22 protein-coding genes are annotated in these 22,981 nt (G+C 71.5%); 18 read left to right on the forward strand and 4 right to left on the reverse strand.

Features of this window, described 5'->3' with window-relative positions; genetic code table 11:
- Nucleotides 1-106 precede the first annotated feature (106 nt).
- The 3 genes from E8M80_RS09005 (at nt 107) to E8M80_RS09015 (ending at nt 3,720) form a co-directional block, all read left to right on the forward strand.
- The gene (locus E8M80_RS09005; protein WP_137125337.1) at nt 107-1,612 is read left to right on the forward strand and encodes a nickel-dependent hydrogenase large subunit; all 1,506 of its coding nucleotides are present in this window, start codon (nt 107-109) and stop codon (nt 1,610-1,612) included.
- A complete protein-coding gene (locus E8M80_RS09010; protein WP_137125338.1) occupies nt 1,612-2,172 on the forward strand; it encodes an NADH-quinone oxidoreductase subunit B family protein in 561 nt (186 codons plus the stop codon). The genes E8M80_RS09005 and E8M80_RS09010 overlap by 1 nt, the downstream gene beginning before the upstream one ends.
- Before the next feature lie 204 nt (nt 2,173-2,376).
- Nucleotides 2,377-3,720: a caspase family protein gene (locus tag E8M80_RS09015; protein WP_170979293.1), complete on the forward strand. Its 1,344-nt coding sequence runs from the start codon at nt 2,377-2,379 to the stop codon at nt 3,718-3,720.
- Nucleotides 3,721-3,738: 18 nt separating this feature from the next.
- On the opposite strand, the gene E8M80_RS09020 is transcribed toward E8M80_RS09015, so the two are convergent.
- Entirely contained in the window at nt 3,739-4,164 is a 426-nt protein-coding gene (locus E8M80_RS09020; protein WP_137125340.1) for a DUF1489 family protein, read from the reverse strand.
- 145 nt (nt 4,165-4,309) lie between these two features.
- Here E8M80_RS09020 and E8M80_RS09025 point away from each other — a divergent pair, with 145 nt between their 5' ends.
- From E8M80_RS09025 to E8M80_RS09050, 6 genes are all read left to right on the forward strand, one after another.
- Complete coding sequence (locus E8M80_RS09025; RefSeq protein WP_170979294.1) at nt 4,310-5,302, forward strand: TAXI family TRAP transporter solute-binding subunit; 993 nt, start codon at nt 4,310-4,312, stop codon at nt 5,300-5,302.
- A 67-nt stretch (nt 5,303-5,369) separates the two neighbouring features.
- The gene (opgC, locus tag E8M80_RS09030) at nt 5,370-6,506 is read left to right on the forward strand and encodes an OpgC domain-containing protein (protein ID WP_137125342.1); all 1,137 of its coding nucleotides are present in this window, start codon (nt 5,370-5,372) and stop codon (nt 6,504-6,506) included.
- Nucleotides 6,503-7,141 carry a sigma-70 family RNA polymerase sigma factor gene (locus tag E8M80_RS09035; protein WP_137125343.1) on the forward strand — a complete coding sequence of 213 codons (639 nt, stop codon included), beginning with the start codon at nt 6,503-6,505 and terminating at the stop codon, nt 7,139-7,141. The genes opgC and E8M80_RS09035 overlap by 4 nt, the downstream gene beginning before the upstream one ends.
- The gene (locus tag E8M80_RS09040) at nt 7,141-7,803 is read left to right on the forward strand and encodes an NrsF family protein (RefSeq protein ID WP_137125344.1); all 663 of its coding nucleotides are present in this window, start codon (nt 7,141-7,143) and stop codon (nt 7,801-7,803) included. The genes E8M80_RS09035 and E8M80_RS09040 overlap by 1 nt, the downstream gene beginning before the upstream one ends.
- A gap of 44 nt (nt 7,804-7,847) precedes the next feature.
- Nucleotides 7,848-10,169: a methyl-accepting chemotaxis protein gene (locus E8M80_RS09045; RefSeq protein ID WP_170979295.1), complete on the forward strand. Its 2,322-nt coding sequence runs from the start codon at nt 7,848-7,850 to the stop codon at nt 10,167-10,169.
- A gap of 157 nt (nt 10,170-10,326) precedes the next feature.
- The gene (locus E8M80_RS09050; protein ID WP_137125345.1) at nt 10,327-11,358 is read left to right on the forward strand and encodes an aspartate-semialdehyde dehydrogenase; all 1,032 of its coding nucleotides are present in this window, start codon (nt 10,327-10,329) and stop codon (nt 11,356-11,358) included.
- A 94-nt stretch (nt 11,359-11,452) separates the two neighbouring features.
- Here the strand turns inward: E8M80_RS09050 and E8M80_RS09055 are convergent, their stop codons facing one another.
- Genes E8M80_RS09055 through E8M80_RS09065 form a run of 3 tightly spaced genes read right to left on the reverse strand, consistent with a single transcriptional unit; the run spans nt 11,453 to nt 14,221 of the window.
- Nucleotides 11,453-12,328, reverse strand: a complete 876-nt coding sequence (locus E8M80_RS09055) for a DMT family transporter (RefSeq protein WP_137125346.1) — start codon at nt 12,326-12,328, stop codon at nt 11,453-11,455.
- Nucleotides 12,325-12,969, reverse strand: a complete 645-nt coding sequence (locus E8M80_RS09060) for a trimeric intracellular cation channel family protein (protein ID WP_137125347.1) — start codon at nt 12,967-12,969, stop codon at nt 12,325-12,327. The genes E8M80_RS09055 and E8M80_RS09060 overlap by 4 nt, the downstream gene beginning before the upstream one ends.
- Nucleotides 12,970-12,994: 25 nt before the next feature.
- Nucleotides 12,995-14,221: an MFS transporter gene (locus E8M80_RS09065; protein WP_170979296.1), complete on the reverse strand. Its 1,227-nt coding sequence runs from the start codon at nt 14,219-14,221 to the stop codon at nt 12,995-12,997.
- A 123-nt stretch (nt 14,222-14,344) separates the two neighbouring features.
- Between E8M80_RS09065 and E8M80_RS09070 the strand changes: the two genes are divergently transcribed.
- From E8M80_RS09070 to E8M80_RS09110, 9 genes are all read left to right on the forward strand, one after another.
- A complete protein-coding gene (locus tag E8M80_RS09070) occupies nt 14,345-14,860 on the forward strand; it encodes a DUF5675 family protein (protein WP_137125348.1) in 516 nt (171 codons plus the stop codon).
- Nucleotides 14,861-14,907: 47 nt separating this feature from the next.
- Entirely contained in the window at nt 14,908-15,417 is a 510-nt protein-coding gene (locus E8M80_RS09075) for a hypothetical protein (protein WP_137125349.1), read from the forward strand.
- Nucleotides 15,418-15,541: 124 nt separating this feature from the next.
- Nucleotides 15,542-15,988, forward strand: coding sequence for a succinate dehydrogenase, cytochrome b556 subunit (sdhC, locus tag E8M80_RS09080; RefSeq protein ID WP_137125350.1), 447 nt, complete (start codon nt 15,542-15,544; stop codon nt 15,986-15,988).
- A 5-nt stretch (nt 15,989-15,993) separates the two neighbouring features.
- On the forward strand, nt 15,994-16,386 hold the full coding sequence (gene sdhD, locus E8M80_RS09085) for a succinate dehydrogenase, hydrophobic membrane anchor protein (RefSeq protein ID WP_170979297.1): 393 nt from the start codon (nt 15,994-15,996) through the stop codon (nt 16,384-16,386).
- Nucleotides 16,387-16,494: 108 nt separating this feature from the next.
- Nucleotides 16,495-18,306 carry a succinate dehydrogenase flavoprotein subunit gene (gene sdhA, locus E8M80_RS09090; protein ID WP_137125395.1) on the forward strand — a complete coding sequence of 604 codons (1,812 nt, stop codon included), beginning with the start codon at nt 16,495-16,497 and terminating at the stop codon, nt 18,304-18,306.
- Nucleotides 18,307-18,317: 11 nt separating this feature from the next.
- Nucleotides 18,318-19,100 carry a succinate dehydrogenase iron-sulfur subunit gene (locus E8M80_RS09095; protein WP_137125351.1) on the forward strand — a complete coding sequence of 261 codons (783 nt, stop codon included), beginning with the start codon at nt 18,318-18,320 and terminating at the stop codon, nt 19,098-19,100.
- A gap of 131 nt (nt 19,101-19,231) precedes the next feature.
- Complete coding sequence (locus tag E8M80_RS09100; RefSeq protein ID WP_370287306.1) at nt 19,232-20,803, forward strand: ABC transporter substrate-binding protein; 1,572 nt, start codon at nt 19,232-19,234, stop codon at nt 20,801-20,803.
- Between the two features lie 98 nt (nt 20,804-20,901).
- Nucleotides 20,902-22,206 carry an ABC transporter substrate-binding protein gene (locus tag E8M80_RS09105; protein ID WP_240789952.1) on the forward strand — a complete coding sequence of 435 codons (1,305 nt, stop codon included), beginning with the start codon at nt 20,902-20,904 and terminating at the stop codon, nt 22,204-22,206.
- 18 nt (nt 22,207-22,224) lie between these two features.
- A complete protein-coding gene (locus E8M80_RS09110) occupies nt 22,225-22,974 on the forward strand; it encodes an ABC transporter ATP-binding protein (protein ID WP_137125352.1) in 750 nt (249 codons plus the stop codon).
- Nucleotides 22,975-22,981: the final 7 nt, after the last annotated feature.

Consider the following 22,981-nt stretch of genomic DNA (forward strand, 5'->3'; position numbering starts at 1 on the left):
AGCCCTCCCTTCTTTGGCATTTGGCGCCGGTCCTGGACGGTGGGACGCCAAGTGGCAAAGAAGGTTGGGGGGTGCGGGGGGAAGTTCCCTTCCCCCCCCCCGTGCCATGACCGCCACCGCCCTCATCCGTGCCGGCCTGCCGCAGGGCGCGCGCCCGCATGAGCGCCACCTGCTCACCGCCGAGGAATGGTCCCGCCTGCCCGCCGCGCTCGCGGCCGCGCCGGACCTCGCGCTGCTCGCCCTCTGGGCCGAGCCCGGCATGGTGCATGCTGCCTTCCTCGACGGCGCGGCGGTCCTGCTCGCCTCCGCGCCGGCCGAGGGCGGGCGCTATGCCGCGCTCTCCCCCGCGCGCCCCGGCGCGATCCGCTTCGAGCGCATGATCCGCGACCTCTGGGGCCTGGGCGCGGAGGGCGCGGTCGATCTCCGCCCCTGGCTCGACCATGGCCGCTGGCCGATGGCCGGGCCGCTCTCCGCCAACCCGTTGCCGACGCCCGGCGCCGAGCCGCCGCAGCCGGAATTCCTGCCGGTGGAGGGGGAGGGCGTCCACCAGATCCCCGTGGGCCCGATCCATGCGGGCGTGATCGAGCCCGGGCATTTCCGCTTCCACGTGCAGGGGGAGGTGGTGGTGCGGCTCGAGGCGCGGCTCGGCTACACGCACAAGGGCACGCTCTCGCTCATGCTGGGCAAGTCGCCGCGCGCGGCGGCGGCCTTCCCTGCCCGGTTGTCGGGGGATTCGACCGTGGCGCATGCCTGGGCCTTCGCCGCGGCGGCCGAGGCCGCGCTCGGCGTCGAGGTGCCGCTCCGCGCCGTCGCGCTGCGTGCCGCGATGGCGGAACTCGAGCGCATCCACAACCACCTGAACGACTGGGGCTTCGTCTGCAACGACGCCGCCTTCGCCTTTCCGCATGCGCGCTGCGGGTTCCTGCGCGAAGGCGTGCTGCGCGCCTGCCAGGCCGCCTTCGGCCACCGGCTGATGATGGACCGCGTGTTGCCCGGCGGCGTCGCGCCCGACATCGCGCCGGGCGGCGCGGAGGCGATCCTCGCCGCGCTGGCGGACGTGGACACGGAACTGCCGGCATTGGTGCGGATCTACGAAAGCCACGCGAGCCTGCAGGACCGCGTGGTCGGCACCGGCTTCCTCGACCCGGCGCATGCGCATGCCTTCGCGGCCGGCGGCTATGTCGGCCGCGGATCGGGCCGCGGCTTCGATGCGCGGATCGCGCTCGGCTACGCGCCCTACGGGCTGGACCCGCCGCTGCTGGCGCTGGAGCAGGGTGGCGACGTGGATGCGCGGGTGCGCGTGCGGATCGCGGAGCTGCGCAGCTCGGTCGCGCTGGTGCGCCGCCTGCTGGCCACGCTGCCCGAGGGCGAGACGCTGGTCCCGCTGCCCGCCGCGGCGGGGGAGGGCACGGCGCTCGTCGAGGGCTTCCGCGGCGACTGCCTGGCCTGGCTGCGGCTGGACGGCGGCGGGCTGATCCGCGGCGCCTTCCTGCGCGACCCGTCCTGGCTCCACTGGCCGCTGCTGGAAGCGGCGGTCGAGGGCAACATCGTCGCTGACTTCCCGCTGATCAACAAATCCTTCAACGGCTCCTATTCGGGGGTGGACCTCTGATGCTCTGGCCCCGCCTTGCCCGCGCCCTGCTGGCGCGGCCGCTGACGGACCCGGCACCCGGCGCGCCCGGCGCGACCGTCGCCGCGCTGGCCGAGCGCCTGGCGACCAGCGCCCGCGCCCGCCTCGGCCGCAGCCTCGCGATCCGGGAGGTCGACAGCGGGTCCTGCAACGGCTGTGAGCTGGAGGTGAACGCGCTGCAGAACGTCGCCTACGACCTCGAGCGCTTCGGGCTGCGCTTCGTGGCCTCCCCGCGGCATGCCGACGTGCTGCTGGTGACCGGCCCCGCCTGCCGCAACATGCGCGAGGCGATGGAACGCGCGCTGGCCTGCACGCCTGAGCCGCGCTGGGTGGTGGCCGCCGGCGACTGCGCCGTGGATGGCGGCGTCTTCAAGGGGTCCTACGCGGTCGAGGGCGGCGTCGGCGCCGTGCTCCCGGTGGACCTGCTGATCCCCGGCTGCCCACCATCGCCCGCGCAGCTGCTGGAAGGGCTGCTGGCGCTGCTGGAGACGGAGGCCCAGACAGAAAATAGGGCCGGCCGGATTGCTCCAGCCGGCCCATAAACCCAACCCGAAGGCGGGTCAGTCTGACGGCGACCTGCCGGGAATAAGCCGCCGCGACCCCTGAAGCATTGCAGGCCGCGTCTCTCTGGGTGGTGGCGGCGGCCTTAATTTCCTGCAACCAGCGGGCGTCCCGCGGTAGGCTCCTGGCCTCCGGATCGGCCAGGAGCCGGCCCCGGGGGTCGCTCGGGAGGTGCCACGATGCGCATGACCAGATCATGGCCGACCCGCGTGGGGCGGGTCGCCGTCCTGGCGCTGATGCTGCTGTTGCCCGCCGGGATGTCGGTGGCCCAGCAGCGCGTGGCGCTCGTGATCGGCAACGGCTCCTACCGCGCCGTCCCGCGCCTCGAGAATCCGGCCGCCGACGCGGTGGCCATCGCCGGGTCCCTCCGCGCCGCGGGCTTCGCGACCGACTTGGTGCGGGACGCCGGCAAGGCCGAGATGGAGGCGGCACTGCGCCGCTTCGGCGCGGCGGCGGAGGGGGCGGAACTCGCGGTCTTCTACTTCGCCGGCCACGGCATCCAGATCGGCGGCGAGAACCACCTGCTGCCGGTCGATGCGCGCCTCGCCCACGCACGGGACGTGGACTACGAACTGGTCGACGTGCCGCTGGTGCTGCGCGCCATGCAGGGCGCGCGGGCCCGGGTGATCATCCTCGACGCGTGCCGCGACAACCCGCTGGCGGCTCAGGCGCGCGGCTTCTCGGGCACGCGCTCGGTCGGGCGGGGCCTCGCGCGGGTCGATACGGTCGACCTCGGCACGCTGATCGCCTTCTCGACCAGCCCGGGCGCGGTGGCGCTCGACGGCAGCGGCCGCAACAGCCCCTTCACGGCGGCGCTGGTGCAGCACATGGCGACGCCGGGGCTCGAGGTCCGGCAACTCATGACGCGCGTGCGGCGCTCGGTGGTCGAGGCGACGGGCGGGCAGCAGGTGCCCTGGGACAACAGCAGCCTGATCACTGAGGTGGTGCTGCGCCCCGGCCGCGGCCCCGCGGGCCCCGCGGTGGCCGCCGCCCCGCCGCAGCCGCAGGCCGAACCCTCGGCGCCGCGCCGCCCGCAGGCGGCGTCCCTGCCTCAGCCGCCGGCGGTCGCGCAGCAGCCGGGGGCGGAGCCACGCTTCGCCGCCGTGCGACAGGTCGCGGCGAGCCAGGGCATCCCGCTGCCGCCGGACCTGCAGGCCGCGGGTGCCGGGCGCGCGGCGCATCCGATGATCGGTGCCTGGGGCGGTTCGCCGCGCTGGAACCGGACCTCGCGCAACTACCTGCTGCTCGTGCTCGGCGTCGACGCCGCCGGCGGCACGGCGGACGTCATCCTGGCCGGCGGCTGGGGCGCGCCGCGCAGCTTCTCCGACGGCCTGGCGCCCGGCTGGAGCCGCCACCGGGCCGTGGTCAGCGGCAACCGCCTGGCCTGGACTGACGCGGCGGGCGACCATTTCGAGGCGCGGCGCAACGATTTCTTCGGGGAGGTGGTGGAGATCGTCCACACCCGGTCGCGGACCGTGGGCGGGGTGTCCAACCCGCGCTCGCAGATCGGCCTGCCGCGGATCGAATGACGGGGCCGGCGGCCCCCGTCAGATCAGGCAGAGTTCCGCGAGGTCCCGCCGAAGCGCCGGCGGCAGGCGATCGAGGCCGCGGGCCGCGGGCCGGCCGCGCGCGACATCCGCCGGCGCTTCCTCCGGCTTGAGGTAGCGCCAGCCCTGGAATGGCTTCATCGGGCGCGCCTCGACCGCCACAATGTCGGGGTCCAGCAGCAGCGCGGCGCAGGGCGTGCCGTCGTCCCAGGCTTCCTCGCGCAGGCCGAGGATGCGCTGGCGGACCCGGACGAAACCGCCGATCACCCAGAAGATCGAACCGCCATTCGTGACCTCGTCGATTCGCTTCGGGAACATGCGCGTCCAGGCCCGGAGCGGTGGGTCGGTACGCAGCCGTTCCGTCTGGAGCGCCGCCAGCGCGGCGACGTCCTTGGGCCCGACGCAAAGCTTGATGAGATGCAGCACGCCGCTTCATCCCGCGCCTCGGCCCGAGTCGGCAAGGGGGCCGAGGGGTTCACATCGCGGCATCGCGTCGCTATCTCCAACAACAACGCCTCTTGTCGGGGGTGCCGGGAGCCTACGAAAAGCCTACGAAAGAGGATACGAAAACATGTTCAATCGCCGTCACATTCTTGCCGCCGGCCTTGCCGCGCCCGCCCTCGCCATGCCGGGGCTCGCGTTGGCTCAGCCCCGCAACCCCGCCTGGCCGCGCGCCCTGAACATGGGCACGGCCGCGCCGGGCGGCACCTATGCGCTGTATGGACCGGCCTGGGGCCAGATCGCGCAGGAAGCGACCGGAGTGAACATCTCCTACCGCGCCAGCCAGGGCCCGAACCAGAACATCATCCTGGTGCAGCGGCGCGAGGTCGAGCTCGGCATGGTGACGATGGGCGTCGCGCTGCAGGCCTGGAACGGCCAGGGCGCGTGGACCCAGGGCAACCAGATGCGCGACATCCGCGCCCTGTTCCCGATGTACGACACGCCCTTCCACGGCATCGCGCTCAAGCGGAGCGGCGTGGCCAAGCTGTCGGACCTCAACGGCAAGAATGTCGGCCTCGGCCCGCGCGGCGGCACGCCCGGCACCTATTGGCCGCTGATCCTGGAGCGGCTGAACATCCGCCCGGCCAACATCCGCTTCGGCTCGGGCTCGGACATGGCGGGCCAGGTGCAGGATGGGCTGCTCGACGCCTTCCTGTTCGCCTCGGGCGTCCCGGTGCCGGCCTTCTCGGAACTCGAGACGCAGCAGGACGTGAATTTCCTCGACTTCACGGCGGAGGAGGCGGCGACCATCGCGCGCGCCTTCCCGGAAGTTGCGCCCGGCACCCTGCCGGTCACGACCTACCGGAAGGCCGGCCGGCCGCTGAACATCGTCGGCATGTTCAACTTCTCGATCGGCCACAAGTCGCTGCCCGAGGACCTGGCCTATGAGATCGTGAAGTCGGTCCTGACCCAGAATGCGCGGCTGAAGCAGGCGATCGCGGCCGGCGCCGAGACGCTGGCCGAGAATGCCGGCAAGAACACCTTCCTGCCCTTCCACCCCGGCGCCGCGCGCTTCCTGCGCGAGGCCGGGCAGACCATCCCCGCCAACCTCGTGATGGCGTAACCATCGGGGCGGGGCGGGCGAAAGGGTATGCGAAGGCGGCCATGCCGGTCGCCGACGGAGACCCCGAATGGCCCGCCCCGCCCCGGCCGACGCGGCCCGCCGGAAGCTGGCCCGCCCGAAGCGGGACCTCAGGCTCGACATCATCCGGGGCTGGCTGCAGATCTCGATCTTCGGCGCGCATGCCGTGGGCTCGGCCTTCGGGGCCTACGGAATCCATGCGGTCTGGGGGCTGTCCGACAGCTCGGGGCAGTTCGTGTTCCTGTCGGGCTTCGTCCTCGCCTCCGTCTTCACGCTGAAGGCCGACCGCGACGGCGCGCCGGCGGCCGCGCGCGACGCCTGGCGCCGCGCGGGCCGGCTCTATCTCACACATCTCGTCGTGTTCTTCATGTTCGGCGCCATGGTCATCTGGTCCGAGATGGCGCTGCCCCTGCCGGGGGAGGTCGACCGCCTCGCCTGGCGGACACTGGTGGACGACCCCCTCATGGCCCTGCCAGCGGCGGCGGCGCTCGTCTACCTGCCGAACTACGTCGACGTGCTGCCGGTCTTCGTGCTCTGCATGCTGGTGCTGCCGGGGTTCCTGTGGCTCGCGGCTCGCATCGGCGCCTGGGCCCTGCTGCCGTCCTTCGCAGTCTGGGCGGGGGTGCAGGCGGGGCTCTGGCAGTACTGGTCCGTGCTGCCCGTCGGGCTCGACCCGCTTGCCTGGCAGTTCGTGTTCCTCCTGGGTGCCTGGTTCGGGCGGCAGGCGCTGCTGCACGGGGCGCGCCTGCGCCCGCATGCCGCGGCCATCGCGGCCGCGTTGCTGCTGGTCGGGCTGGGCTTCCTGCAACGGCTGGGGGAGGGGCTCGGGGCCGGCTGGGCGCTCGATGTCGAGACCGCCTGGATCCTGGCCGGCAAGGCCCATATCGGGCCGCTCGGCCTGTTGCACGGCCTGGCGCTCGCCTACCTGGTGGCGGTGCTCGTGCCGCGGGAGGCGCGCTGGATGCACCACCCGGCAGCGCAGGCCATGGCGGCGGTCGGCAGGCACAGCCTCAACATCTTCTGCCTCGGCATCTTCCTGTCCTGGATCGTGACGGCGGGGCTCAGGCTCCATCCCGGCGTCTGGTGGGTCGATCCGGCCATGACGCTGGGCGGGATCGCCATCCTGGTCGGCTGCGCGCTGGCGGCCGAGCGGCGCCGGACGGCACATGCGGTCGCCGCGCGATGAGCGCCGCCATAGGCTTCGATGGTTACGGCCCCGGCGTCGGGTCCTATAGACTGCGCCGGCAGCACAGCGGGGCCAGGGTGGCGGACGGACCGGATGGCAGGTGGGAGGCGTGGATGGTCGCGGCGCAGGCCGGCGACGGGCGGTCCTACGACCTGCTGCTGCGCGACTGCCTGCCGTTGCTGCGCGCGATTGCCCGCCGCCGGATCGCGGATTTCCACGAGGCCGAGGACGCCGTGCAGGACACGCTGCTCACCATCCACCGCATGATGGCGACCTACGACCCGTCGCGGCCGGTCAGGCCCTGGATCGCCGCGATCGCCGAACGCCGTTGCATCGACCGGCTCCGCCGCCGCGGCCGCGGCGCGGGGCGGGAAGCGCCGCTCGACGACCATGCCGAGACGCTGGCCGCGCCCGCCGGGGAGACCGGCGAGGACCGCATCGCCGGCCGCCAGCTGCGCGACGCCGTGGCCGAGCTGCCCGAGAGCCAGCGCACCGCGCTCCGCCTCGCCAAGCTCGAGGACCTTCCCCTGGCCGAGGCCGCTGCGCGGTCCGGCCTCTCGGTGGGCGCGCTGAAGGTCGCGACCCACCGGGCCCTGAAAACCCTGCGCCGGCGTCTCGGCGTGGAGGACACGTGATGAAGACCGAGGATCTGATCGGCCGGCTCGCCGGCGACCTCCGCCCCGTCCGGCGGCTTGCGCATCCGCTGCGCCGCGCGGCCATGTGGCTCGCCTTCGCCGCCGTGCTGGCGGCGGCGGCGGTCGCCTGGTACGGGCCACGCCACGACCTGATGGAACGCCTCGGCCGCCCGCATGAGGTGGCGCAGCTGATCTTCGCCGTGGCGACCGGCGTGCTGGCCGCCGTCGCGGCCTTTGAACTCTCCCTGCCCGACCGTTCCGCGCGCTGGGCGCTGCTGCCGCTGCCCGCGGCGGCGGCCTGGGTCAGCAGCCTGGGCTGGGGGTGCCTGGCGGACCTCGCGCGCGTCGGGCCGCAGGCGCTGGTGCTTGGAACATCCTGGGGGTGCCTGCGCTTCATCGTGATGCTGGGCGTGCCGCTCGCGCTGTCCATGGTCTGGATGCTGCGCCATGCGGGGCCGATCCGTCCCGTGCCGGTCGCGGTGATGGGCGGGCTGGCGGGTGCCGCGCTCAGCGGCGCGGCGCTGTCGATGTTCCACCACCTGGATGCGGCGGCGATGGTGCTCGCCTGGCATGGCGGCAGCACGCTGCTGGTGCTGGCGGTCTTCGTCGTGTTCGGGCGGGCCTGGGGGGCGCGCGCCGCGCCACGGTTCACGCCGGCTTAAGCGACGCCGATGCAATCTCCGCCCGTCCTGTGGCGGAGATGGCGATGCGTCTGTTTCTCAACCTCTCGGTCGGCCTGAAGCTGGCGGCGTCGGGATTGGTCGCGCTGGCCATGGTCGGCGCGATCGTGGCGACGATGCAGGTGACGGGCGCCTCGCTCGAGGACCGGATCCTGCAGCGCAGCGAGGTCGCGGCAAGCGCGGCCCTGCTGACCAACGCCTCGACTTCGGCTGCCGAAGCGCCGCTGCAGGTGCGCGCCCTTCTCGCGGCGAACACGCAGCACGACGTCGAGGCCGCCCGCGCCGGGGCGATCACGGCGATCGAGGGCGCCGTGGCCCTGGCCGCGCACGCCAACGCCAACCTCCAGGATGCAGGCGTCGCGACCCTCGTGGCCGAGATCGGCCGGCGCGCCGCCGCCTACGGCGCCACGGTCGGGGAGGCCGCGCGCCTGCGCCTGGTCGTCATCGAGGCGCGCGACAACGGCTTCCTGCGCCGCAGCCAGGACTACGACCAGGCCTTCGAGGGCGCGACCTCGACGATCGAGTTCGACCTCTCGGGAGATGTCCAGAACGAGGTGCGTACCCGCTTCCTGACCTTCCACCAGGGTGTGAACGACATGCGCGCCTCGGCGCTGCGCTACCTCGCGACCGGGGACGACCACATGGCCCAGCGCGCGCGCCGGGCGATGGCGCAGGCGCGCGTGCACATGCGGGGCGCGGTCGCGCAGGCGGGCAATTCCCAGCGGGTGCGGGAGGAGCTCGAGCGGATCGGCACGCTGGCGACCGAGGCGGGCGACGCCGCGCTTTCGGCCATCGACACGGGCGTCGCGCTCGGCAGGCTGATGGCCGAGACCTCGCAGCCTACCTGGCATGCGCTGTTCGCGGGCTTTTCCGATGCGAATGCGCGGCTGGTCGAGCTGGACCACGCCTCGGCCGAAGGGGTCACCGCCTCGCTCGCGCAGCAGTCGCGCATCGTGCTCGGGGCGACGGCGGCGATCGCGCTGGTGCTGGCGCTATCGGCCCTGCTGATGGCGCGCAGCATCGGCACCCCGCTGCGCCGCCTGGCGGGGGCGATCGGTGCCATCGCGGGCGGGGATGCCGCGGCCACGGTGCCCGAACGCGGCCGGCGCGACGAGATCGGACGCATCGCCGAGGCGGTCGAGGACCTGCGCGTGACCGTTGCCGAGGCCTTCAGCCGCGGCCAGATGATCGAGCAGCTGCCGTTGGGCGTGCTGGTGGCGGACCCGCGCGACGGGTTCCGCATCCGCTACGCCAATACGCACTCGACGGAGCTGGTGCGGACGCTGGAGGCGCACATGCCGGTCAAGGCGGATGGGATGATCGGGCAGTCCATCGACATCTTCCACAAGGGCCCCGGGCGTGTGCGCGGCATGCTGGAGGACCCGTCGCGGCTGCCGCACAAGGCGCGCGTGCGGATGGGGCCGGAGACGCTCGACCTCAACGTCTCGGCGCTGCGCGACCCGCAGGGCGCCTATGTCGGCGCGATGCTCGCCTGGCAGCGCGTGACCGAGCAGGCGCGCCTCGCCGATAGCTTCGAGTCGGACATCGGCGCCGTGGTGCAGTCCGTCGCCGCCTCGGCCGGACAGCTGCAGCAGGCGGCGCGCGACCTGTCCGACGCCGCCGCCGAGGCGGGGCGCGAAGCGATCGCGGTGTCCGAGGTCGGCGTGCAGGCCCATGCGGACGTGCAGGCGGTCGCGGCGGCGGCCGAGGAGATGGCCGCCTCGGTCGAGGAGATCACGCGCCGCGTGGCCGAGGCCGCGGAGGTCGCCCGCCGCGCGGTGGCCGAAGCCAAGGCGACCGATGCGACGATGCGTGGCCTGGCGGACGCGGCCTCGCGCATCGGCGACGTGGTGCGCCTGATCGGCGAGATCGCGGGCCAGACCAACCTCCTGGCGCTCAACGCCACGATCGAGGCGGCGCGCGCCGGGGAGGCCGGCAAGGGCTTCGCCGTGGTGGCGGGCGAGGTCAAGAACCTCGCCGGCCAGACCGCCAAGGCGACCGAGGAGATCGGCCGGCAGATCGCCGGGATGCAGTCGGCCACCTCCCAGGCGGTCGATGCCATTCGCGGCATCGGCGCGACTGTCGACCGCACGAGCGACATCGCGACCGCGATCGCCGCCGCGGTCGAGGAACAGGGGGCCACGACGCGCGAGATCGCGCGGAGCGCCGCGCAGGTCGCGCAGGCGACGGACACCGTCGCACGCCGGATCGAGGGCATCCGCGCGGCGGCGGACGCGACGGGCGGTTCGGCCGGGGCGGTGCTCGAGGCCTCGGGCGCGCTGTCGGGCAATGCCGAGACGCTTCGCGCGCGCGCGGACGGCTTCCTGCGGGAGGTGCGCGCGGCATGAGCCGCCGGGCGCCATCCGTGCCGTGCCCGGCCCGATCCTGGGCGAAGCCTTCGATCGGATGATTTCGCCGGATCGGTTCTTGCTCTAATCGGTCCTTGCTCTAGGACAGGCTCGGCGCGTCCGCCCGGGCCGCCACCCCGGGCAGCAGGAGCAGGCGATGGGCTATCGGATCGCGGTCGTCGGCGCCACCGGCGCGGTGGGGCGGGAGATCATCAAGACGCTGGCGGAACGGGCCTTCCCTGTCGCGGAGGCTGTGGCGCTCGCCTCGGGGCGCTCGGCCGGCGCCGAGGTTTCCTTCGGCGACAAGACCGTGCTGACGGTGCGCGACCTCGACCGCTTCGACTTCGCGGGCACGGACCTCGCGCTGTTCTCGCCGGGCGCGGCGGTCTCGGCCGTGCATGCGCCCCGCGCGGCGGCGGCGGGCTGCCTCGTGATCGACAACACCTCCCAGTTCCGCATGGAGCCCGGCGTGCCGCTCGTGGTGCCCGAGGTGAACCCGCAGGCGATCGCGAAGCGGCCGAGGAAGGGGATCGTCGCCAACCCCAACTGCTCGACCATCCAAATGGTGGTCGCGCTGAAGCCGCTGCACGACATCGCCAAGGTGAAGCGCGTGGTGGTCGCGACCTACCAGTCCGTCTCGGGGGCGGGGAAGGAGGCGATGGACGAGCTCTGGTCCCAGACCCGCGGCATCTTCGTCAACGACCCGCCGCTGGCCGAGCAGTTCACCAAGCCGATCGCCTTCAACGTCATCCCGCACATCGACCGCTTCATGGACGACGGATCGACCAAGGAGGAATGGAAGATGGCGGTCGAGACGCGCAAGATCCTCGACCCCGACATCCAGGTGGTCGCGACCTGCGTGCGCGTACCGGTCATGATCGGCCACGGCGAGGCGGTGCACGTGGAATTCGAGCGCCCGATCACCGAGCGCCAGGCGCGGGACGCGCTGCGCGACGCGCCGGGCATCACGCTGCTCGATACCCGCGACGATGGCGGCTACGCGACACCGATCGAGATCGCGGGGGAAGATGCGGTCTTCGTCTCCCGCCTCAGGCGCGACCCGACGGTGCCGCATGGCCTCGCCTTCTGGTGCGTGGCGGACAATCTGCGCAAGGGGGCGGCGCTCAATGCGGTGCAGATCGCGGAGGAGATGCACCGGAACGGGGCGTTGAAGGCCGGGGGAGGGTGAACCTCCCCCGGACCCCCTCCCTTCTTTGTCATTTGGAGACCAACCTCCCCTGACGGTGCCCGAGTGACAGAAGAAGGAGGGGGACCGGGGGAGTTCACTCCCCCGGCCTTCTTCGCCTCGGCCAGGCCAACACCAACCCGCCCGCCGCGATCAGCCCGCACCCCGCGAGCGCCCACGCCTCCGGCACGCGTGCGAACAGGATCGCATCCAGCGCCAGCGCGAAGACGATCCGCGAATAGTGCCAGGGCGCCAGGCCCGAGACCTCCGCGCGCCGCACCGCGCCCGCGATGCAGAGCAGCGCCGCCGTCTGCACCGCCGCATAGACGGCCACGAGCACCAGCGCCGCGGCATCGGGCATGCGCCAGAGGAAGCGCATGGCCGGCGCCAGCAGCACGACGCCGGCCAGCGCGCCCTGCAGCGTCGCGTCCCATTCGTTCGCGACCGCGCGGATGCGCCGCGTCATCACCTGATAGAGGGCGTAGGTCAGCGCTGCGCTGACCGGCACGGCGGCGGCCGCGCTGAACAGCTCGCCCCCCGGCCGCACCACCGCGAGCATGCCGGCAAAGCCCAACGCCAGCGCCGCCCAGCGCCGCGGTGTCACCGTCTCCCGCAGCACGAGCGCGCCCAGCGCCACCAGGATGATGGGCGCGGTGAAGCCCAGCGCCGACGCTTCGGTGACCGGCACCAGCGAATAGCCGAGCACGGCGAGCGTGGTGGACAGGATGAGCATCGCCGCCGCGATGCGCTGGTCGCGCGCCTGCGCGGGCGCCAGTAGGCGGCGCAGGGCGCCGGCCGGGTCCGCGAGGCGCGGCAGGATGACCGCCGCGCCGGCCAGCACCAGGGCCGAGCGCAGGAAGGTGATCTGCACCGGGTCGAGCGATGCCGACAGGATCTTCGCGATCGCGTAGCCCAGCGTGTAGAGCAGCCCCGCCGCCAGGGTCAGCAGGACCGCCAGCGCCGGCTGGCTCATCGGCGGTCGGGGTAGTCGCGCCCGGGGCGGGCGCGGTAGGCGGGCAGCGACCAGCCCGTCGCGATGGCCGCTGCGCGCGCGCCGAAGGCGAGAAGCCCGCCCGCCGAGATTGCCGCGGTGCGCCCCGCGCCGGCCTCCTGCAGCAGGATGAAGGCGATGGCGCCGAGTGCGGCGGCGGTGGCGTAGATCTCGCGCCGGAGGATCAGCGGCACCTCGGCGCAGACGATGTCGCGCAGCACGCCGCCGAAGGTCGCGGTGACGGTGCCCATCAGCACCGCGACCCAGGGTGTCGCGCCCGCGCGGAGCGCCGCCTCCGCGCCCAGCACGGCGAACAGCCCGAGCCCGACCGCATCGGCCCAGAGCAATGCCACGAAGCGCCGCTCCAGCAGGTGCGCGGTGAAGAACACCAGGATCGCGAGCGCCGCCGCCAGCGCCACCATGCCCGGCACCGCAAGCCAGAAGACCGGCTGGTTCAGGATCACGTCGCGCACCGTGCCGCCGCCGAAGGCGCAGAGGCAGGCGACCAGAATGAAGCCGACCGGGTCGAGCTGCTTGCGCGACGCCGAGAGCGCGCCGGCAACGGCCAGCACCGCGACCGCGGCCCAGGTGAGGCCGGCGAGGAGGTCGTCGAAGGCCGTCATCGGCAGAGCCGCGGTGGCGGCGGCTTCACTCGGCCGGGACCGCCGCGGCCCGCCGGCTGCGCGCCTCCGCCTGGGCGGACCCGGCGCAGAGCAGCGAGAGCCCGAGCAGCGCCGCCACGACCGGCAGCACCAGGCCCGGATACCCCATGTCGATCAGGAAGCCGAGCGGCACCGGCGTGATGGCGCCGCCGAGCGGCAGGCCGGAGGAGACGAAGCCGAAGACCTTACCGATCTGCCCCGGCGGCGCAGCATCCTTCAGCATGACGTCGCGCGGCGTGCGCGATGCCCCCATGGCGAGCCCGCCGAGCAGGCCCACCACGGGCAGCATGGCCTCCGGCAGCGGCAGCAGGCCGAGGGCGAGGATCATGGCGATGGCGAAGCCGGTCAGCACGACGACGAAGCCGATCAGGTTCCGCTTCGTGCGGTCCACGATCCAGCCGCCGACCAGCGTGCCGGAGGTGGCGCCGACCATGTAGCCGGTCAGCACCATCGAGGCGACGGCGACCGGCGTGCCCCAGAGCTTGCCCAGCACCGTGATGACGAAGGCCTGGATGCCGGACCCCGCCATCGAGGACAGCATGAAGAAGCCGAAGAACAGCAGGATGGGACGGGAGAGAAGGAGCTCGCGCCCCGAGGGTTCCCCGGCGGGCTTCGCCTTGGGCTTCGCCTGGTCCTGCAGGATGCGGCTCTGGACGATGATGGCGAGCACGACCGGAATGCCGAGCAGCCCCACCACCAGCAGCGCGCCGCGCCAGCCCATCGCCGCCGCGAGCAGGGCCACGACCGGCGGTGCCAGCGCGAAGCCGAGGTTGCCCGTGAAGGTGTGCAGGGCGAAGGCGCGGCCCATCCGCGCCTTGTCGATCGAGCCGGCGAGGATGGCGTAGTCCGCCGGGTGGATCACGGAATTGCCGACGCCGGACAGGATGGCGAGCAGCCAGATCGCCCAGATGCCCGGCGCGAAGGCCATGGCCGAGACCGAGAGCGCCATCAGCAGCGTGCCACCGACCAGGAAGGGCCGGGCGCCGTGGCGGTCGACCCAGAAGCCGACTGGCGTCTGCAGCAGCGCCGTGGTGCCCGACATCAGCGCCACGGCAAGGCCCAGTTCGGCGAAGGAGACGCCGAATTCCTCGCGCCAGACCAGGAACAGCGGCGGCAGGCTGAGGACGTAGAAATGGGACAGGAAATGCCCGGTACCGATCAGGGCGATGATGCGGGCGTCGCGGCCGGTACCGGGGGCGGGCTCGGCGGTCATGTCGGCACACCTGTGAAATGCATCACATTGCTTGCGCGGGTGTGCCTTCCGCGTCAACGGCTCCCGGCACTAGCATGGCTGCGATGAAGCGGGCGCGGGCCCCTTTGACGGGAGCAGGCGGCGATGGCCAGGAAGGTCGTGACCTACGAACGCGGGACAACCTACATCTCGAACATCGTCGCCGGCAGCACGCCCTGCTACGGCCTCGTCGGCACCCTTTGGATAGGCGGGCTCGCCTTCGACACGCTCGAGCGCTTCGAGCTCGACCTCAAGACGAAGGACTACGTGCACCTGCCGAAAGGGGACTACCAGCGCGCCGTCATGTACTGGCATTCCGGCAAGAAGCGGGTGATCCACCCCTGGGCCGGAAAGGCACCATCCCAGAAGCAGGAGAACATCCTGATCCATGCCGGCACCAAGCCGTCCCATTTCGAGGGGTGCCTGGGCGTCGGGTTCCTGGAAAAGGCGGGAAGCGCCCAGGAGCTTCGATACGACAAGGAATCGCTCGAGTTGATCTGGGAACAGGCGGGCGGCGTGCCAGGGAAGCAGGAGGGGTGGAACGCCTCCTCGCCGATCGTGCTGTTCAGGGTGCTGAACGCCTTTCCCGACCGGACGGCGCTCAGGCCGCATTCCGGCTGAATGCGTGGGTCGCAAACAAGGAAATCCGACGGAAGGGAGCGCAAGTCATGGCTACGTCAGCCGTCATCTATGAACGCGGAACCTCCTACGTCACGAACATCAGCGGCGGGAAGACCTGCTACGGCCTGGTCGGCGAGATCTGGATCGGCGGCCTCTGCTTCGAGACGCTTGAGCGCTTCTCCCTGAAGGACAAGGTGGATTTCATCCACTTGGCCAAGGGCGACTATGCCGGTGCCGTGATGTACTGGGACGCGAAGCGCGGGCGGGTGCTGAACCCCTGGAACGGCGCGGCGACGAGCAAGCAGCTCAACAACATTCTGGTCCACAGGGGCAGCAGGCCGTCGCATTTCGAGGGCTGCATCGGCCCGGGCTTCCTGGAGAGGCGCGGCACCGCGCGGGAATTGAGCTATTCGCCCGAGGCCATGGAGGTGATCTGGGAGACGGCCGGCGGCGCACCCGGCGACAGGACGGGCTGGACCAGGACCGCGCTGAAGGTGCACCTCACGGTCAAGAACGCCTTCCCGGACCGCGCGACGCTGACGTCGCATACGGGCTGACCGCGACGGGATCGCCGCCCGCGCCGATTTGACGCTGTCCCGCGCCGCACCATACAACAGCGCCCGCAAAGGCCGGCCCCCGGCCAGGGGATCGGGGCAAGCGGCCGCACGGAGTACCGGACCCATGTCCAAGATCACCGACACGCGGGAGGCCTTGATGGTCGGCCGCCGGTCGGACGGCTCGCTCGTCCGCCGCCCGCTGTCTCCTCACCTGCAGGTCTACGACATGATGCAGGTCACGAGCGCGCTTTCCATCACCCACCGCATCACCGGCACCGTCTGGTCCGTGGGGATGGTCTTCCTCGTGTGGTGGCTCGTCGCCGCCGCCGCCGGGGAGGCGTCGTTCAACGGCGTGCAATGGTTCTTCGGGTCGTTCTTCGGCGCGATCGGCCTGATGGCCCTGACGGCCGTGGCCTGGTTCCACACCCTGGCGGGGCTCAGGCACCTCTACTGGGATTCCGGGCGGGGCTACGACCTGCCGACCACCTACCTGACCGGCCGGGCGGTGCTGATCGGCACCGCGGCGCTCACCGCGCTGACCTGGCTCGTCATGCTGATTTCCTGGATCTGACGGACATGGCCGCGCCCACGATTCGCACCCTTCGTTCCCCGCTCGGCCGCGTGCGCGGCCTCGGCGCCGGGAAGGGCGGCACGCATCACTGGTGGATGCAGCGCGTCACCTCCATCGCGCTTCTGCCGCTGACGCTCTGGCTGGTCTTCTCACTCGCCACCATGCCGGACAGCACCTGGCAGGAAGCGACGGCCTGGATCGGCCGCCCCCTCAACGCGGTGCTGCTGCTGGCCTTCCTGGCCGCCGCCTTCCACCACACGGCGGCGGGCCTGCAGGTGGTGATCGAGGATTACATGCGGGGCGAGATGGCGCGGCTGGCCACGCTGCTCGCAGTCAAGGGCCTCTGTGTCCTGCTCTGGCTGGCGGCGACGCTCGCGGTGCTGCGCATCGCGGTCTGACGCCCCCTGGCGGGATCGCCCGGGCTGACTAGGTGGTTGGTTGAGAACGGCACACGACGCGGGCCGGAGGGCAACTTCCCCGCCGCGGAAATGAACGAGACGGATGCGATGAACGCGATCAGCAAGCCTTCGAACGGCGCCTACCGCATCGTGGACCACACCTACGACGTGGTGGTGGTGGGTGCGGGCGGCGCCGGCCTGCGCGCCACCTTCGGCATGGGCGCGGCGGGGCTCAAGACCGCCTGCATCACCAAGGTGTTCCCGACGCGCTCCCATACCGTGGCCGCGCAGGGCGGCGTGGGCGCCGCGCTCGGCAACATGGGCGAGGACGACTGGCGCTGGCACATGTACGACACCGTGAAGGGGTCGGACTGGCTCGGCGACCAGGACGCGATCGAATACATGTGCCGCGAGGCTGTGCCGGCCATCATCGAGCTCGAACACTACGGCGTGCCCTTCTCCCGCACCGAGGACGGCAAGATCTACCAGCGCCCCTTCGGCGGCCACATGACGCATTTCGGCAAGGAGCCCGCCATGCGGGCCTGCGCCGCGGCCGACCGCACCGGCCACGCGATCCTGCACACGCTGTACCAGCAGTCGCTGAAGCACAATTGCGAGTTCTTCATCGAGTATTTCGCCCTCGACCTCATCATGGACGATGAGGGCGTGTGCCGGGGCGTGACCGCCTGGTGCCTTGAGGATGGCTCCATGCACCGCTTCCGCGCGCAGACCGTGGTGCTGGCCACCGGCGGCTACGGGCGTGCCTATTTCTCCTGCACCTCGGCCCATACCTGCACGGGCGATGGCGGGGGCATGGTGCTGCGCGCCGGCCTGCCGCTGCAGGACAACGAGTTCGTGCAGTTCCACCCGACCGGCATCTACGGCTCGGGCTGCCTGGTCACGGAAGGCGCCCGCGGCGAGGGCGGCTACCTGACCAATTCCGAGGGCGAGCGCTTCATGGAGCGCTACGCGCCGACGGCCAAGGACCTGGCGTCGCGCGACGTCGTCTCGCGCGCCATGTCGATGGAAATCCGCGAGGGCCGGGGCGTCGGGCCGCAGAAGGATCACATCCACCTGCATCTCGAGCACCTGGGCGCAGACATCCTGCACGAGCGCCTGCCCGGCATTTCCGAGACGGCGAAGATCTTCGCCGGCGTGGACGTGACGAAGGAGCCGATCCCGATGCTGCCGACCGTCCACTACAACATGGGCGGCATTCCGACGAACATCCATTGCGAGGTGCTGGCCGCCACGTCCAAGGACCAGGACAAGGTGGTGCCCGGGCTGATGGCGGTGGGGGAGGCGGCCTGCGTGTCGGTGCACGGCGCCAACCGGCTCGGCACCAATTCGCTGCTCGACCTGGTGGTTTTCGGCCGGGCGGCGGCGCACCGGGCCGCCGAGACGATCAAGCCCGGCGCGTCCCAGCCGCCGTTGCCGCCCAAGGCGGGCGAGGCCTCGCTCGACCGCTTCGACCGCGTGCGCAACGCGAAGGGCGGCACCAGCGTGTCGGACCTGCGCCTGACCATGCAGCGCACCATGCAGACCCATGCCGCGGTGTTCCGCACCACCGACCTGCTGCGCGAGGGCGTCGAGAAGATGGACAAGGTCGCCGCCGGCTACGGCGACATCAAGATCGCGGACCGTTCGCTGATCTGGAACTCCGACCTGGTCGAGGCGCTGGAACTCGACAACCTGATCGGCAACGCGCTGACCACCATCCATGGCGCCGATGCGCGCCACGAAAGCCGCGGCGCCCATTCGCACGAGGACCATCCGGACCGCGACGACGCGAACTGGATGAAGCACACGCTGGCGCGGGTGGACGACAAGTATGCGGTGAAGCTCGACTACCGCGACGTTAAGATGCGCACGCTGACCAACGAAGTGCAGGTCTTCCCGCCCAAGGCGCGCGTGTACTAGGACCCGGACCGATGGCAACCTTCACGCTTCCCAAGAACTCCACCGTCGGCGAGGGCCGCACCTACGCCGCCCCCGCGGGCGCCAAGAATGTGCGGTCGTTCAAGATCTATCGCTGGGACCCCGATGGCGGCGCCAACCCGCGCACCGACACCTACGAGATCGACCTCGACCAGTGCGGGCCGATGGTCCTGGACGCGCTGATCAAGATCAAGAACGAGGTCGACAGCACGCTGACCTTCCGGCGCTCCTGCCGGGAGGGCATCTGCGGCTCCTGCTCGATGAACATCGACGGGCTGAACACGCTGGCCTGCCTCAAGCCGATCGACGAGGTGAAGGGCGAGGTCCGCATCAACCCGCTGCCGCACATGCCGGTGGTGAAGGACCTGGTGCCCGACCTCAGCCAGATCTACGCGCAGCTGCGCAGCGTGGAGCCCTGGCTCAAGGCCGACACGCCGCCGCCGCCGGACGGGGAGCGCCTGCAGTCCAAGGAGGAACGCGCAAAGCTCGACGGGCTCTGGGAATGCATCCTCTGCTTCTGCTGCTCGACCGCCTGCCCGTCCTACTGGTGGAACGGCGACCGGTACCTCGGCCCCGCGGTGCTGCTGCAGGCCTATCGCTGGATTGCGGACAGCCGCGACGAGGCGACCGGCGAGCGGCTCGATGCGCTGGAAGACCCGTTCAAGCTCTATCGCTGCCACACCATCATGAACTGCACCCGGGCCTGCCCGAAGGGTCTGAACCCGGCGCAGGCGATCGGCGAGATCAAGAAGCTGATGGTCGAGCGGCAGGGCTGACCCGCCGCCCCCCTCGCGCCTCCCGACGCGCCGCGGTCCCGATGGGGCCGCGGCGCTTTCCGTTTCGGGGGGTGACGCGGCGCTCCGCGCGGCGCTAGCCTCCCGGCAACGAGAACCGACAGGAGGCCAAATTGCCGAGAACCGTCCACGTCCTGCTCGCCGGAGCGATCGCCGTCGCGGCACCCGCGGTCCATGCCCAGACCCTGAGCCTCGCCTCGGCGGCGCCGGTCACCTCCATGGACCCGCATTTCCACAACCTCGGTCCGAACAATGCGATGATGATGCATGTGTTCGACCGCCTGGTGGAGCGCGACGCGCGCGCGCGGCCGCACCCCTCGCTCGCGGAATCCTGGCGCGCCCTCTCGGACACCGTCTGGGAATTCAAGCTGCGACAGGGCGTCACCTGGCATGATGGCCGCCCCTTCACGGCGGAGGACGTCGTCTTCTCCTTCGCGCGCGTGCCGAACGTGCCGAACAGCCCGGGCGGCTTCCAGGGCTTCCTGCGCGCCATCGACCGTGTCGAGGTGGTGGACCCGCACACCATCCGCATCCACACCAAGCGGCCGCATCCGCTGATGCCGCTCGACCTCGCCTCGGTCTCCATCATCGCGCGGCACGCGGCCGAAGGCGCCTCGACCGAGGACTTCAACAACGGCCGCGCGGCGATCGGCACCGGCCCCTACCGCTACGTGTCCTACCGGCTGGGGGACCGGACGGAGCTCGAGCGCAACCCGTCCTATTTTGGCGGCGCCGAGCCCTGGGCGCGCGTCAACTACCGCATCATCAGCAATGACGGCGCGCGCACCGCCGCGTTGCTGGCCGGCGATGTCGACCTGATCGAGCAGGTGCCGACCTCCGACCTCGCACGGATGCGCCGCGAGCCCCGCGTGACCGTCACCTCGATCCCGAGCCTGCGCACGGTCTACCTCGTGCCGGACTACGGGCGGGAGGGCGGCGACCCGCAGGTGACCGACCATGCCGGGCAGCCGCTGCCGGCCAACCCCTTCCGCGACGCGCGGGTGCGCCGCGCGCTCTCGATGGCGATCAACCGCGAGGCGCTGGCCGAGCGCGTGATGGAAGGCGCGGCCACGCCCACCGCGCAATGGCTGCCCGAGGGCGCCTTCGGCTACAACCCGCGGGTGCGCCCGCGCGCCTACGACCCGGACGGCGCCAAGCGGCTGCTGGCCGAGGCCGGCTATCCGCAGGGCTTCCGCGTCGTGCTGTCCGGCCCGAACGACCGCTGGCCGAATGACGGGCGCCTGACCCAGGCCGTCGCGCAGATGTGGACGCGGATCGGCGTGCGCACCGAGATCCAGGCCTTCCCCTGGACCGGCTTCGTGCCCCGCCGGATGCGCTTCGAATACGCGATCCAGCTGGCCGCCTGGGGCTCGAGCACGGGGGAGGCGTCGAACTTCCTCGCCAACGTGGTCGCGTCGCGCGACCGCGCGCGCCTGACCGGTGCGAACAACAACGCCCGCTATTCCAGCGCGGCCTTCGACGAGATCGTGCTGCGCGGTTCCGCCATCATGGACGACGAGCGCCGGGAGGCCGCCTGGCACGAGGCGGTGGACCGCTACGTCGAGGAGGAGCCCTACATCCAGCTCATCCAGTATGTGAACAACTGGGCGGTGCGGCGCGGCATGACGCACGACCCGCGGATGGACGAGCGCACCATCGCGATGGGGGTGCGCCGGGCGCAGTAGTGCCCGCGGCCGGCGTGCGATTGATTTGACAAGATCCGCGCCGGCCCCCGATGCTTCCGCCACGTCCAGGGTTAAGAAACGAGACGAAGGGGAGTAAGATGATGGTCGCACATCTGACGCGTCGCGGGCTGATCGGAACCGCAGGGGCGCTGCCCTTCGCAGGCGGGGCGCTGGCCCAGCAGCGCGAGATCAAAATCGGCGTCATCTACGATTATACCGGCCCCTTCGCGGGCGGCGGCTCGCTCGCCGCCGCCATCGGCACCAAGCACGCGATCGAGATGATCAACGAGCGCGGCGGCGTCGAGGGCCATCGCATCAACGCGATCTTCGCCGATGCCCAGTCGCGCACGGAAGTCGCGATCAACGAGGCGACGCGCCTGATGGAGCAGGAACGCGTCGACCTGCTGATGGGCGTCTTCTCGAGCGCGCATTGCGTGCCGCTGGCGCAGCGCGTCAATGCGCAGCGCCGTTTCATGTGGGCGAATGTCTGCGTCGCCTCCTCGGTGTTCAAGGACCGCAACCTCGAATACGTGTTCCGCGCGCAGGTCCACAGCGACCAGTTCGGCGAGGCGTCCTGCCAGTTCATCGCGGACGTGTCGCAGGAACGGCTGCGCAAGCGCCCGGCCGACGTGCGCGTCGCCATCATCTACGAGGATGGGCCCTACGGCGCGGGTGTCGCCGCCGGCAACGAAGCCAAGGCACGCCAGCTCGGCATGCGGATCGTGCTGAAGGAAGGCTATGCGGCGACCGCGCCCGACCTCTCCTCCCTGGTCACGAAGCTGCGGCGGGAACGGCCCGACGTCATCCTGCACACGGGCTACAACCCCGACATCACGCTGTTCCTCCGCCAGTCGCGCGAACTCGGCCTGCGCTGGAGCGCGCTGATCGGCCATGGCGCCGGCTACGGCCAGATCGACCGGCTGAAGCAGACCTTCGGCAACGACGCCGACTACATCTTCAACGTGGACCCGGTGGCGGCGCAGCTGCTGAACCCGGCGTCGCTCAGGCCCGGCCTCGGCGACATCACGGCCGAGATGGTCCGCCGCTACCGTGCCGAGACGAATGCGACCGAGGTCCCGCCGCATACCTCGATGGGCTTCAACCAGACCTGGATCTTCCTGACCGACGTGCTGCCGCGCGCGATCCGCAACCATGGCGGCTTCACGCCCGATGCGCTGCGCCAGGCCGCGCTTGCGACCGACATCCCCGAAGGCGGCACCATCCAGGGCTACGGCGTGCGCTTCTTCCCGGCAGGGACCCCGATGGCCGGGCAGAACGAACGGTCCTCCCCCGTCGTGATGCAGTACGTGGGCGGGGAGACCAAGATCGTGTGGCCGGCCGCGATCAAGACCGCCGAGCCCGTGATCCCGCTGCCCGCCGGCCACGCCTACGCCGCCCGCTGAGGGCGGCGCAGCCCGGGCATGCTGAAGGTACAGGACCTGACGAAGCGCTTCGGCGGCTTCGTCGCCGTCGACCGCGTCTCCTTCTCGCTCGAGCAGGGGGAGATCCTCGGCCTGATCGGCCCGAACGGGTCGGGCAAAAGCACGACCTTCAACATGATCGCCGGCATGCTGAAGCCCTCGGCCGGGACGATCATGCTGGAGGGGCGCGAGATCGGCGGATTGGCACCGATCGAGATCTGCCACCGCGGCATCGGGCGCACCTTCCAGATCCCGCGCCCGTTCCGCCAACTCACCATCCTCGAGAACGTGGTCACCGCCGCCTTCTTCGGCCAGCGCGGCCATGTCAGCCGGACGAAGGCGCACGACCACGCGGAGGAGGCGCTGGCGCTCGTCGGCCTGCCGACCGACCCGCAGGCCGAGGTCGCCTCGCTCGGCGCCGCGGGCCTCAAGAAGCTCGAGCTCGCGCGCGCCATCGCGACGCAGCCGAAGCTGCTGCTGGCGGACGAGAGCCTCGGCGGGCTCGACGAGACCGAGATGAACCAGGCCGCCGACATGCTCGACCACATCCGGCGCGAGAAGAACATCACCATCATCTGGGTCGAGCACATCATGGGCGTGCTGATGCGCGTCGTGGACCGCGCCATCGTGCTCGACCACGGGGAGAAGATCTTCGAGGGCCTGCCGCGCGAGGTGGCGAAGGACCCGAAGGTGATCGAGATCTACCTCGGCACCGAGAAGATCACCTTCCAGGAAGGCGTGGCGACATGACGGGCGA

The sequence above is a fragment of the Roseomonas sp. HF4 genome (genome assembly GCF_005222755.1).
Lineage (GTDB): Bacteria > Pseudomonadota > Alphaproteobacteria > Acetobacterales > Acetobacteraceae > Neoroseomonas.